Below are 11,797 nucleotides of genomic sequence, written 5' to 3' on the forward strand. Positions count from 1 at the left end.
GCATTAAAACGCTTTAACGACAACCATTTGATTTGGCAATAGTTGACCGCCTTATGGGATTGGAGAAGCGGATGGAAGAAATAGGACAAGAAAAAAACATAATAATGTTGTTAAGCATATAAAAAAAGATTGGGATAGCGAAACTCCATCCGCTGAATATTGGGGCGAATTGTTTAGAGTATCTAAAAATCAAATTATTTGGGGCGGGAATTACTTCCTTGATTATTTGGGTAAGACAGATGGATTTGTTGTGTGGGATAAGATGAACGGAACTAATCCAATGGCTGATGCTGAACTTGCTTGGCAGAACATAAAAGGAACTACAAGAATGTTTAGATGGCATCATTTCAGCGGAGAAAGAACAACTAAAATACATCCGACCCAAAAGCCCACACAACTATACAAATGGCTACTTGAAAACTATACAAAGGAAGGGGATTTGATTTTAGACACTCATTTAGGAAGTGGAAGTATCGCCATAGCTTGCCACCAAATGAAACGAAAACTAATAGGATATGAAATTGATGCAGATTATTACCGAAAGGCTTGCAAACGATTTGAAGAACAAACTCGTCAAATGGCACTATGGTAGCACTTGCACACAACGGTGGCGATTGGCGAAGTAAAAGCCTTGCACTACCGTTGATGTTAAGCACTACACTTGATGGCTTTTATTTTGCCAATTGCGTGTTAGCTGCTGTTTTTATCTCTTTGGTTATCAGCACTTTAAAAAATAAATTGAAAATATCTTTGAAATAGTTTGCAAATTCAAAATAATGTTGTATATTTGTATCAACAAAAAAAGTAAACAAAATGACAAATTTAAAAAACATATTAGAATTTAGAAACAACATCGACCAGTTCTGCTTTAAAGTGCTAACAGATGGGCAAACAACTGTATAAAATTACATATTTAAAGCTTAGCGATAATAGTAAATATTGGGTGGCTTGTTTTGCAGATGCTCAAAAACTTTTCTAAAATGGGTTGCAAGAATTTGAAGCCTAAAGAAAAAGAAAAAGAGGGCGCCCGGCAAGGGTCAGATTGCTAAACCTAAATACAACAGAAGGAACTAAAACAGTTTGCTTTTCGATGTCCATTGTCAAAAGTTGATGAACTTAAATTAGTTATCAAGTCTAAACTTTTGGAATGGTCAATGGGTCATCAGCTAACGGATGGGGCTAAACGGTCGTTTTTAATGCCGTTTAGCCCGTGTTAACTACACTGGCAGTCATTAGCAGAATGTTGAATCAAGAGCACTAAAGAAAAAGTTTTAAAATGAGCAGGAAAGTAATATCGACAATAAACTATGACCAACACGAAATTCTTACGTGACATAGTAAAACTTCATTGCCCACAAGGCATTGAATTAGACCAAACATTTCCGCAAGGTAATTTTACAACAAAGCTAGCATTGATGAGCCTTTAGAAAAAAGGTTGATTTGTTTCCGCAAACAAACGATACTTTACAGGTAAACGTAAATGATTTACCACACTTGGACAATAGCATTTCATAAACAATGTTTGGCCCGCCATTCGTGGTAGGACACACAAAACAAAGCCTTCAAGCATTATTGGCGAAAAAGTTTCACGGATTAGGTATATACAAGACCTTTGGAAATGGTATTCAGAATGTTGAGAAGAGTTTTATAGAATACTTGAGCCAAATGGAACGCTGATAATTAAATGCCAAGATGTTGTAAGTAGTGGAAAACAATGGTTTTCACATATATACATTATGAATGAGGCTGAAAGGATTGGTTTTAACAACAAAGACCTTTTTCATCTTCTTATAAAAACAGGATAATTGGACTTAACCACAACAACCAACACCACGCAAGAAGTTTCATTCATACTTTATTGTTGAGAAAAAAAAAAGCGGGCTGAAATTTTAAAAACTTTTCATTCACAATGTTTAATCAGAGCGGGTCAATAGTACTTGCAGCTAACGTTTTCCGGGCTTGGCAGCGTGGCTGAATCCGAAATAAATAAATTACCTAGACTTTAAAATTAAAAACGAATGATTGATGATTAATGAACAGCCATTTGCCGAACCCGTGTTAGTGGCGTACGGGTTTAAATGTACTATCCTTTTTGACGGTATGTCTTGCGGACAAATAGCATTAGAAAGGCAAAGATGAAGGATTAATAAATATTTCGCTACTCAAATTGAAAAAGAGCTATTAAAGTAACGATGAAAAATTATCCTGATATCCGTTGCAAGTTGGTAGCGTATTAGATGTAAAATCAGTAATTTACAAAAATAGATTTATTAATTGGTGGGAGTCCTTGTCAAAGTTTTTCAAATACTGGTAGAGGCGCAGGTTTTGATGGCAAAAGCGGTTTGTTTGGGAATATGTACGAATATTAAGAAGTTAAAACCAACTTATTTTTGCTTGAAAACGTAAAAATGAAAAAGAATGGCCAAGATATAATTTCAGAAGCGTTAGGAGTTGAACCAATGAAATAAATTCAAAGTTTTTACCACAAAATAGACCAAGATTATATTGGACTAATATTAAAAGTTAAAAATATACCAACTTCATTTTAATCATTGTATAAACGATATTTTAGAAGATGCTTCAAGCGAATATTACTTAACTGAAAAGCAAAAATCTATTCTCGACTTAAATTTTAAATGGAGTGAAAACGAAATTATAAGACATAAAGCAGGAAAACATCAACAAGATAGTATTTTTAGATATGATGGTATTATGGGTTGTTTATCTGCATCAACTCACGGAGCTGCAAGACATTTAACAAAAACATATTTACCAAATGGAAAATAAGACGATTAACTGAGAAATGAGGTTGAAAAATTACAAGGAGTTCCTACTAAACTATACAGATAATGTTTCTTCTTCAAAAAGATATGAAATGTTAGGTAATGGATGGACTGTTAATGTGATAGCTCACATCTTTGGAGGACTATTGTAGTATTGCCACTAACGGCTACGGCTATGTGCAGTGCCGACAAACTTGCACTAAATTTAATACGAAGTAGAAACCTATGGATATAGAAAAACTTAAATATGAAGCACAAAATAAGGCATTGCATATAGCCGATGTTAGTGGCAGTGCTTTGTTCAATGCTGATTGTATGGATATTTTACCTCTTATTCCTGATAAATCGGTTCAACTTATTTTGGCAGATTTGCCTTACGGAACAACTCAATGTAAGTGGGATAGTGTTTTAGACCTAAACAAGTTGTGGGTTGAATATAAAAGAATTATTTCGGATAATGGAAATATACTTTTGTTTGCTGATGAGCCATTTACAAGCACTTTGATATGCTCAAACTTAGAACAATTTAGGCAAAGAATTACTTGGGATAAACAAGTTGCAGGAAACCATTTAAATAGTAAAAAAATGCTGTTAAAGGTAACAGAGGATATTTGTTTATTTACACCATCTAAACTTGGAAACCAAACATATAATATCCAACTAACTAAAAACCAAAAGAACATAGGAGAGGAGATAGAAAACGAGAAAACAGAAAAGAGTTTACAGGAGGTTATGTTGAAACAACAAAAAATGGTACAAAAAGTTTTGATATGAATTAAAAACCCATAAGTGTGCAAAAGTTCTCAACAGGAGAAGGCAAGATTAAATAGGTTGCATCCAACACAGAAACCATTGGAACTAATTAAAAAATTATTGCTTACTTATTCAAACGATGGCGATCTTGTTTTGGATAATACAATGGGAGTAGGAACAACTTGTTTAGGAGCAAAGGAGTTGAACCGAAAATTTATTGGAATTGAAAAAGAGGTAAAATATTATGATTTGGCAGTTGCTCGTGTGTTCGGGTAGCATTGCCACTAACGGATCAGGGCTTTGCGATGTGGTGGCATTCAAGGTTCAAAAGTTTCAACTTACCACCAAAGCTTATTGATAGTACAAGGCTTGAATTATGCACTATCGCCACCATATTGCAAAACCCCTGTTATATGCTGTGCTTTTTTCGGGGTGTAAAATTAAATATGGCAAAGACAGTCAAATTACAAGAACTCAATAGACAATATGAATTTGTATGTAATGAATGGGTGCAAAAGTTTTGCAATAAGCAACAGATTGATTTTGACGGTTGGATAGGTGATGAAGTTGGTGGCATAGCTTCATTTGCTTGTCAATACTTTTTCAATTTGTCGGATATTATTTTGGACTTAAATACTAAACAGCCAAAAGGATTGATATTAAACTGGCAAAGCGAAGATGTTGATTTTAATATGTTCAATGAAAAACAACAGCATATTAATTACAAATCATACACAATGGGTTTAAGGCACGAACAATTAAATAATTCAAGTAATGAAAAGTAGTTTAAGATTACCAATAAGGATAAAAGCAAAGCACAAATTAATGAAATGGGATGTTGTGTTAAATCCTGTTTTCTTTATGTATAAAAATGCTTTTGAGGTAAAAGTAATTGAAGGCAGTTTGTCAAGTAGTATTTTTTGCTGCAAAATAACTGAATTTGAGTATAACTGGTATGCTAAATGTCAAATATGGCTTATATGGAAAATATACTGGTGTCGCAATGTTTTTTGGCGTTATGTAAGGTATCAATTCCCATACAAAGTAAGAATGTGTTTTAAAACAAAAAAGCCTGTGTCTGATGACTTGCCATTTTAGGGTTTCGCACAGCATAGCATATAACGTTTTCGGGCTTGGCGAAGTGGCTGAACCAGAAGCTAAATAGAATTACTAAACTTAAAAATTAAAAACGAATGATTGATAGAATTACTGAACAGCCATTTTGCCAAACCCGTGTTAGTGGCAGTACGGGTTTAAATGTACTATCCCTTTTTGACGGTATGTCTTGCGGACAAATAGCATTAGAAAAGGCAAAAATAAAAGTTAATAAATATTTCGCTTCTGAAATTGAAAAAGAAGCTATTAAAGTAACGATGAAAAATTATCCAAATACATTGCAAGTTGGTAGCGTATTAGATGTAAAATCAAGTAATTTACCAAAAATAGATTTATTAATTGGTGGGAGTCCTTGTCAAAGTTTTTCAAATGCTGGTAGAGGCGCAGGTTTTGATGGCAAAAGCGGTTTATTTTGGGAATATGTACGAATATTAAAAGAAGTTAAACCAACTTATTTTTTGCTTGAAAACGTAAAAATGAAAAAAGAATGGCAAGATATAATTTCAGAAGCGTTAGGAGTTGAACCAATAGAAATAAATTCAAAGTTTTTTGTACCACAAAATAGACCAAGATTGTATTGGACTAATATTAAAGTTAAAAATATACCAACTTCATTTAATCATTGTATAAACGATATTTTAGAAGATGCTTCAAGCGAATATTACTTAACTGAAAAGCAAAAATCTATTCTCGACTTAAATTTTAAATGGAGTGAAAACGAAATTATAAGACATAAAGCAGGAAAACATCAACAAGATAGTATTTTTAGATATGATGGTATTATGGGTTGTTTATCTGCATCAACTCACGGAGCTGCAAGACATTTAACAAAAACATATTTACCAAATGGAGAAATAAGACGATTAACTGAAAATGAGGTTGAAAAATTACAAGGAGTTCCTATAAACTATACAGATAATGTTTCTTCTTCAAAAAGATATGAAATGTTAGGTAATGGATGGACTGTTAATGTGATAGCTCACATCTTTGGAGGACTATTGTAGTATTGCCACTAACTCATTTATACACGCTACAAACTATCGTTTATCCCACCAAATGGATTTAATTAGCGATAAAAACATACGCAATATTTTATAAAACAATAACGAATGTTTAAACCAGACCCAAAGCTAAAACCAATTGAAGGAGCTACAAAGGTTCCGGCATCATCTTATAGACAAATGGGATTAAAAGCATTTAGAACAAAATCGAAGTATAAAAATGTTTCAACTGAATATGGAGAGAAGAAATACGATTCCAAACTTGAAGCAAAAGTCGCTCAAGATTTAGGCTGGCAAATTAAGTCAGGAGATATATTAAAATGGGAAAGGCAAGTTAAAATTCCTTTGAGGGTCAATGGCGTATTTATTGCCAATTACTACATTGATTTTATCGCAACCGACAAACACGGACAGCGAATTTATATCAAGTCAAGGGCTTAGAATTGCCGTTATGGCAAATAAAATGGAAGCTATTAACCGCACTTATTAACGAAATTGATCCGGGCGCAGAACTCAGAATAATAAAAGCTAAATGACCCTTGCAAAACTATTAATCGAACCTTTGACTTTAGCAGATGCAGCGCATTTGGTGGGGGTGTCAATAAACACCTTTAAAAAGTATGCAGATCAATTCGGTTTGGCTCAGATCATCCCAAAGGCCGGAAGAAATACTGCCCCACAAAGTGCATAAAGATGTCAGACTGGGTGCTGTCCAGAGGCCGGGCAAGGCTCGAAAATAGTCGAAAAAAAATGTTAAAAACTTTTTAAAACATAAAAGGTGAATATATTAGAAATAAATATATATTTGTAGTGCAAAAACAATAAATCATGCCAAGAATAGTAACCATCTTTTTAAATACGCCTCATTCTGAGGCCATTCAATCGGAAACAAAAGGCCGCATGATGCCTCTGTTTTTGCACCGCTTGGATGGTTTCAGGGTGGGGTTTTTTTATTAACAATGGCTAAGAGGTTTATCGACACGGAAATTTGGGCCGAAGATTGGTTTTTGGAAATGCCAAACGAGTATAAATTACTTTGGAATTTCGCATTAGCTAAATGCAATCACGCAGGAATTTGGAGACCAAACAAGGTCTTGTTTACCTCAATTTGTGGTCTAATTGACCTCAAAAAAGCGATTGAATTTTTTAATTTAGGCAAGATCAGAGTGGTTGTTTTGGAGTCAGGAAATTGGTTTTTTCCCGGTTTTTTTTCGTTCCAATACGGCAAAAATTTTAACGATAATTCAAGGGTTCATCTGTCAATTTTGAAAATTTACGAAAACGAAAAAATTAGCCTTGAAAATTGCTATAATATTGATATACAAACATTTAAAGATTTGACCTCAAATAAACCTCTAAAAGAGGTTAAGGATAGGGTTAAGGATAAGGATAAAGAAAAGGATAAGGATATTAATATTAATTCTTTAAATAATAAAAGTAAAGAAATTAAGAGAGAGGACAATTTTCAAAAACCAACGGAAAACGAAACCATTAAATTTTTCAAAAATCAAAACTCGACCGAAATGGAAGCTGGAAGATTTTTCGCTTTCTACGAATCCAACGGATGGAAAGTCGGCAAAAACAAAATGAAGGATTGGAAAGCATCAGCACGTGGCTGGATTATGCGAAACCTTACCGACAAAAAAACAGGCAAGTTCCAAAACGGAACCAGCCAAGACCACTTACGAATTAACTCCGGGGTCTTGGATATCGCAGACGAACATAACCGCAAAGGAATGGAAAGATTAGGAATGATCCCAAAAACAGCACAGGCATGACAACCGACCAAACGACCGTACAAGTCTCCGCCCAAGTAACCCAGGCTCAAATTGATGCCTACAATGCTAAGTGGAGAAAGCGCACCGAGGAGCAATTCGCACCGCTTCCGGTAACCGAAAAATCCAAAGAATATTGGGAAAATGTAAATTCAATGCCGGATCATCCAGTCAAAAAAATGTACATGGAAAGCGAGGCAAAACAAGTTTTTGGAAGTCTTAGTTTCGGTTATCGGGAAATCAGGGGCAGAGATAGCCGAGCAAATCAAACAGGATCAATCCTATGCGGATGCTTGTAAACTAATTATCGACTTCATTTTTGACCTACCCAACGAAACATTAAATGGCAAAGGCGGCCTTTATTTTTGGTCAAGCCCCGGAATAGGTAAAACAACGCTTTTACGGGCAGCGATTCAATCAGCGCACATTTCGTTTAACGTTATCAAAAACCCCGGCATAGTCCTGTGGTCATCCATGACAAGGGACATTTCAAAGAAGATCAACGGCCACGAAGTTGACCTAACTTATGCCAATGAAAGTCATTTGTTTTTGGATGACATGACCGAGAAGATAAACCAAGTCTCGCATTATGGAGACTATAAATACTCAATGAATGAGATCATCCAAAACCGATACGAACTATGGAAATCAAAAGGGTTGTTCACGTTCATAAGTTCAAACATTGTGCTGGATGATGAATCTAAACCATTGACCCTGTTTTCATACATGGATGGCGGAGTATTGACCGATTCAAAGAAATGTTCCACGTTGTTGAAATTTATGGAAAGAGCAAAAGAAACACGTATGTGTAGGGTATTTTAAGCCTTACATCAGAATTACCTGAATTACTCCCATAACGATGGGAAAGCTCAGGTTTTAAAAGTTGAATGCAAGCAAAAACAAGAATAAACAAGCAAATAAATTGAACCAAATGGAAAATCAAATAGAAGAACTAAGAAAGGAACTTTGTTTAGAAATTGAAGTCGAAAGGGAAATGAGTTCTGAAACCAAGATTTTTATAAAAGCCGGAATCAACATCATGGCCAAGCGGCTGGGTAATTTAAAGATCGAAAATATTGAAAAAAAGTGCAGTATTTAACATATTTCAGAAGCAACATATTAGCAAAATAACATTATATTTGTAATATCATTCGCAGGTAAATATTTTTTGATTTTCACCCCTCAACGGAGGGGATTTCATCGCGGAGTATATCAGTTGGAAGATTTCCCGGCTCATAACCGGGAGGGCACAGGTTCGACTCCTGTCTCCGCAACAATTTGTTTTGAATTTTGATAAGTTCCAGTCCGGGTTTATTCATTTACCGGGCTGGTTTTTTAAAATGAACTATGGCAAAAGCAAATTAATAACCAAAACTTCGGGGCGGTTTGAGGCTGCCCCACAATTTTAAAAGCAATGAAAAATAGATACGAACACGACGATTCACAACCCGGAAAAATTCAAGGGATCATTTTGTACATCGTGGTAATTGGATTTTCAATTATGGTAACAAACGCAATCACTAAACTAATTCAATAAAATGAGTACTGAAAAAAAAGAAATGTATGTCGGCAATGGCCGAACAATTGGAAACAACGGAATCAAATTGCAAATTGACTTAACAGCTCTTTGGGAGTTTCCAAAGGACAGGCAAAGGACAAGATCAAAACATGGAAGGACAAAAACGGAAACGAACACAAAAGCATTGACCTTGTAATTTTTCCACTTAAACCGGAAAACCAAACGGAATACAGAACCCACTCGGTAAAGGTGGATGATTTTGTTCCTGATCCGAACTACAAAAAAACACAAGGTCAAAACCAAATGCAACCAATCAAAGTAACCCATGATGATGAAATGCCTTTTTAAAAAGTAAAACATGAAAAAGCTATTGATTTGTTTTTTAATCCTCTCCGCTTTCGGATGCCATAAAACCGAGTGCATCCCATGTGAAGTAAAAGGACACCCTCAGATTGACAGGGTTTTAATTTGTGGGGAGCCGGAGGATAGGTACGATCATATCCAACAAGTTAAGCGATGTTTTCCCGGTGTAAAAGTTTTATGCCCCATAGAATAAATCCCAAAACCATGAAACGAAAAACCATTCTATTTTTTATTGCATTTGTCTTGCTTATCGGAACTTTTGTAATGTGCGATTATTACGATTTCACAACTGCCAACTGCGCAATATGCCAAGAGAAATTCCAACACTTCATAACAGCTCCAATGTGCGAAGGAAATTTAGCCGATAAATATGAGTGGATGGACTCAATCAGGATTCAGGGGCAAAGAGCCGGGCAAGTTTGGATATGTGAAATACGGTAAAATGAAATTCAAAATAAATTTCGTATCGGTTTACAAGCTCATTAAAAAGCTGGTTAAGAAAAAGCCAAAACCAGTAACGAATGAATAAATATTTAAAGGTAACTATATAGCTAATGGGACTAAATAAAAAATTTGATGTTGATCAAATAGAGGGTCTTGATTTTGGCATCCGAGAAGCAGTTGCATTACTAAATAAATACGGATTTGAAACATTTGAATCTTGTCAGGGAGGAAGGGGGCATTGTTTTGATGTTCCAACTGTTAGGTTTTTTGGTGATGAATTTGATTTGATACGGGCATACGAATTGTGTGCAATGCATAACCTGAATGTATCGGACGCAAAGCGAGTATATAGAAAGACAACCGTTTATTCAGATGTTACCGATGGAATTTCAATTGGTAACAATTGGGATAAACCATTTAATGAATTAGAATTTCGTCTCCATTGTCAGACAGGGACTATTTTCCGGCATCATTAAGATCTTTGCATTCCTGACAAAGCGGTCTATCTCCCGTTCCTGAACGAATATACTCAACCTCAATATTGTTCCAGAAACTAAATTATAATCATGGACAAACCAAAAAAGGACAAAGCCCCAAAAGAACCAAAAGTTCGGGCTTCAAAATACGATAAGCCGTTAAAGATACACGGTACATTTGATCAGGTAATCAAGGCGTTGGTTAAAGAACCAAAACCGGATTATACGCCTGTAAAGAAGAAAGTCTAAAAAATGAGATTTTGGACTTTCGGAGGAATGAATTTAGTCCCAATAAGTATATAGTTACCTTTGTTTTTAAAGCGAAAATGACTTATCTTTGAAGTACTAAAAAGGTGGGAAATGAGTAAAAAGAAACAATTATTAGTTTCATTTAGCGGAGGCAGAACGTCCGCTTATATGCTATGGTGGTTATTCAATGAGTGGGAAGAAAGACAAAGTGGGACATAAAAAGTTGTATTTGCAAATACGGGATTGGAAGCAGAGGGCACTTTGCTTTTTATAGATGAGTGTTCGCTTGAATGGAATATTCCTATTTTTTGGGTGGAATATAGAGCTGGTTCTGAAAAAGGGTGGCGAGTTAACCCAAAAAATTGTTTCTTATAACACCGCTTCACGGAAAGGGGAACCTTTTGAAAAATGATTTCAAAAGTTGGTATCCCTTCTACAAATACCCCGTTCTGTTCTACAATATTGAAACAAAGAACAATTAAAGCATTTGCAAGAAAACTTGGTTGGGCAGGTTATCATGTTGCAATTGGCATTAGAAAAGACGAAGAGGGCAGGAAAAGTGCAAGCCACAAAAAGACAAAATCTTGTATCCTTTGATTGATTTGAATCCCGTTGATAAAAGTTTTATCAGTTCGTGGTGGGGTGCTCAAGATTTCGATTTAAATATACACGGAGACGAAGGAAATTGCATAAATTGTTGGAAGAAGATATTTTAAGATTGTGTAGGAATATGGTACGGAACCTAAATCTTTCGAGTGGTGGCAATCAATGACTGATAAATATGGTTATTTTAATCCTCGAAATACGGATTTAAACCCACCGTTTAACTTTTACCGTGGTAATCTTTCACCAAAGACATTTTGATTTTATCATCAATGCCATACACGAGATAGTTAAGATGGCTAAAGGGAGAAGATTGACGGATGTGCAGAGAGTTGTGAGGCGTTTTAAAAAAAAACAACATCGCCTTTGAAGTGAAGAAATATGGTTCAGGATGAATAAGTATATAGCTTATTTAATAAGGAAATAAGTTCCACGTGGAACATATTAAATAAATTGTATATTTGCTAAAAATATGGCAGTGCTACCAAGATAGATATAAAGCAATTAGCCGAATACTTTATGATAACAGAACAAACCCTGACTATCAATCTAAAGTAGGACAAAGAAAGATATTAGCCGAACAGGGTATAAAATTAGCTAAACTGACTTATGACACTCATTACGGAGCTGTTAGGACTGAAATAGACAAACTCCACGACCAAGCATTCAGAAACACGACCAGCCGAGAGGGAAAGAATGGCCGAACTATTTTCCC

At 35.2% G+C, this 11,797-nt stretch carries 17 protein-coding genes and 1 tRNA gene; all 18 read left to right on the plus strand.

Going from position 1 to position 11,797, the window contains the following annotated elements:
- Window positions 1-226 precede the first annotated feature (226 nt).
- The 18 genes from IPM51_12010 (at window position 227) to IPM51_12095 (ending at window position 11,076) form a co-directional block, all read left to right on the plus strand.
- On the plus strand, window positions 227-592 hold the full coding sequence (locus IPM51_12010) for a site-specific DNA-methyltransferase (GenBank protein MBK9285022.1): 366 nt from the start codon (window positions 227-229) through the stop codon (window positions 590-592).
- A 1,669-nt stretch (window positions 593-2,261) separates the two neighbouring features.
- Window positions 2,262-2,369, plus strand: coding sequence for a DNA cytosine methyltransferase (locus IPM51_12015; protein ID MBK9285023.1), 108 nt, complete (start codon window positions 2,262-2,264; stop codon window positions 2,367-2,369).
- 639 nt (window positions 2,370-3,008) lie between these two features.
- The gene (locus IPM51_12020; GenBank protein MBK9285024.1) at window positions 3,009-3,557 is read left to right on the plus strand and encodes a site-specific DNA-methyltransferase; all 549 of its coding nucleotides are present in this window, start codon (window positions 3,009-3,011) and stop codon (window positions 3,555-3,557) included.
- A gap of 15 nt (window positions 3,558-3,572) precedes the next feature.
- A complete protein-coding gene (locus IPM51_12025; protein MBK9285025.1) occupies window positions 3,573-3,812 on the plus strand; it encodes a site-specific DNA-methyltransferase in 240 nt (79 codons plus the stop codon).
- Between the two features lie 170 nt (window positions 3,813-3,982).
- A complete protein-coding gene (locus IPM51_12030; protein MBK9285026.1) occupies window positions 3,983-4,321 on the plus strand; it encodes a hypothetical protein in 339 nt (112 codons plus the stop codon).
- The gene (locus IPM51_12035) at window positions 4,311-4,634 is read left to right on the plus strand and encodes a hypothetical protein (protein ID MBK9285027.1); all 324 of its coding nucleotides are present in this window, start codon (window positions 4,311-4,313) and stop codon (window positions 4,632-4,634) included. The genes IPM51_12030 and IPM51_12035 overlap by 11 nt, the downstream gene beginning before the upstream one ends.
- Before the next feature lie 95 nt (window positions 4,635-4,729).
- Window positions 4,730-5,656, plus strand: a complete 927-nt coding sequence (gene dcm / locus IPM51_12040; protein ID MBK9285028.1) for a DNA (cytosine-5-)-methyltransferase — start codon at window positions 4,730-4,732, stop codon at window positions 5,654-5,656.
- 105 nt (window positions 5,657-5,761) lie between these two features.
- The gene (locus IPM51_12045; protein ID MBK9285029.1) at window positions 5,762-6,094 is read left to right on the plus strand and encodes a hypothetical protein; all 333 of its coding nucleotides are present in this window, start codon (window positions 5,762-5,764) and stop codon (window positions 6,092-6,094) included.
- 91 nt (window positions 6,095-6,185) lie between these two features.
- Window positions 6,186-6,344 (plus strand): hypothetical protein, encoded by a 159-nt coding sequence (locus tag IPM51_12050; protein ID MBK9285030.1) that lies wholly within the window; start codon window positions 6,186-6,188, stop codon window positions 6,342-6,344.
- 316 nt (window positions 6,345-6,660) lie between these two features.
- Complete coding sequence (locus IPM51_12055; GenBank protein MBK9285031.1) at window positions 6,661-7,431, plus strand: hypothetical protein; 771 nt, start codon at window positions 6,661-6,663, stop codon at window positions 7,429-7,431.
- Between the two features lie 207 nt (window positions 7,432-7,638).
- The gene (locus IPM51_12060) at window positions 7,639-8,250 is read left to right on the plus strand and encodes an AAA family ATPase (GenBank protein MBK9285032.1); all 612 of its coding nucleotides are present in this window, start codon (window positions 7,639-7,641) and stop codon (window positions 8,248-8,250) included.
- A 109-nt stretch (window positions 8,251-8,359) separates the two neighbouring features.
- A complete protein-coding gene (locus tag IPM51_12065; GenBank protein MBK9285033.1) occupies window positions 8,360-8,527 on the plus strand; it encodes a hypothetical protein in 168 nt (55 codons plus the stop codon).
- A gap of 102 nt (window positions 8,528-8,629) precedes the next feature.
- A tRNA-Met gene (locus tag IPM51_12070) sits at window positions 8,630-8,702 on the plus strand.
- Window positions 8,703-9,055: 353 nt separating this feature from the next.
- Entirely contained in the window at window positions 9,056-9,295 is a 240-nt protein-coding gene (locus IPM51_12075; protein ID MBK9285034.1) for a hypothetical protein, read from the plus strand.
- Window positions 9,296-9,680: 385 nt separating this feature from the next.
- Window positions 9,681-9,839: a hypothetical protein gene (locus tag IPM51_12080; protein ID MBK9285035.1), complete on the plus strand. Its 159-nt coding sequence runs from the start codon at window positions 9,681-9,683 to the stop codon at window positions 9,837-9,839.
- Between the two features lie 25 nt (window positions 9,840-9,864).
- Complete coding sequence (locus IPM51_12085; GenBank protein MBK9285036.1) at window positions 9,865-10,230, plus strand: hypothetical protein; 366 nt, start codon at window positions 9,865-9,867, stop codon at window positions 10,228-10,230.
- A 90-nt stretch (window positions 10,231-10,320) separates the two neighbouring features.
- On the plus strand, window positions 10,321-10,479 hold the full coding sequence (locus IPM51_12090; protein ID MBK9285037.1) for a hypothetical protein: 159 nt from the start codon (window positions 10,321-10,323) through the stop codon (window positions 10,477-10,479).
- A gap of 408 nt (window positions 10,480-10,887) precedes the next feature.
- On the plus strand, window positions 10,888-11,076 hold the full coding sequence (locus IPM51_12095) for a hypothetical protein (GenBank protein MBK9285038.1): 189 nt from the start codon (window positions 10,888-10,890) through the stop codon (window positions 11,074-11,076).
- Window positions 11,077-11,797 lie beyond the last annotated feature (721 nt).

This window comes from Sphingobacteriaceae bacterium, assembly GCA_016715905.1.
Taxonomy (GTDB): domain Bacteria; phylum Bacteroidota; class Bacteroidia; order B-17B0; family Aurantibacillaceae; genus Aurantibacillus.

Bases quoted from the DNA above. Each gene is read 5' to 3' on its own strand.
- IPM51_12020 (MBK9285024.1), top strand. From the start codon at position 3,009: ATGGATATAGAAAAACTTAAATATGAAGCACAAAATAAGGCATTGCAT.
- IPM51_12030 (MBK9285026.1), top strand. From the start codon at position 3,983: ATGGCAAAGACAGTCAAATTACAAGAACTCAATAGACAATATGAATTT.
- IPM51_12035 (MBK9285027.1), top strand. From the start codon at position 4,311: ATGAAAAGTAGTTTAAGATTACCAATAAGGATAAAAGCAAAGCACAAA.
- dcm (MBK9285028.1), top strand. From the start codon at position 4,730: ATGATTGATAGAATTACTGAACAGCCATTTTGCCAAACCCGTGTTAGT.
- IPM51_12045 (MBK9285029.1), top strand. From the start codon at position 5,762: ATGTTTAAACCAGACCCAAAGCTAAAACCAATTGAAGGAGCTACAAAG.
- IPM51_12050 (MBK9285030.1), top strand. From the start codon at position 6,186: ATGACCCTTGCAAAACTATTAATCGAACCTTTGACTTTAGCAGATGCA.
- IPM51_12065 (MBK9285033.1), top strand. From the start codon at position 8,360: ATGGAAAATCAAATAGAAGAACTAAGAAAGGAACTTTGTTTAGAAATT.
- IPM51_12080 (MBK9285035.1), top strand. From the start codon at position 9,681: ATGAGTGGATGGACTCAATCAGGATTCAGGGGCAAAGAGCCGGGCAAG.
- IPM51_12085 (MBK9285036.1), top strand. From the start codon at position 9,865: ATGGGACTAAATAAAAAATTTGATGTTGATCAAATAGAGGGTCTTGAT.
- IPM51_12090 (MBK9285037.1), top strand. From the start codon at position 10,321: ATGGACAAACCAAAAAAGGACAAAGCCCCAAAAGAACCAAAAGTTCGG.
- IPM51_12095 (MBK9285038.1), top strand. From the start codon at position 10,888: ATGATTTCAAAAGTTGGTATCCCTTCTACAAATACCCCGTTCTGTTCT.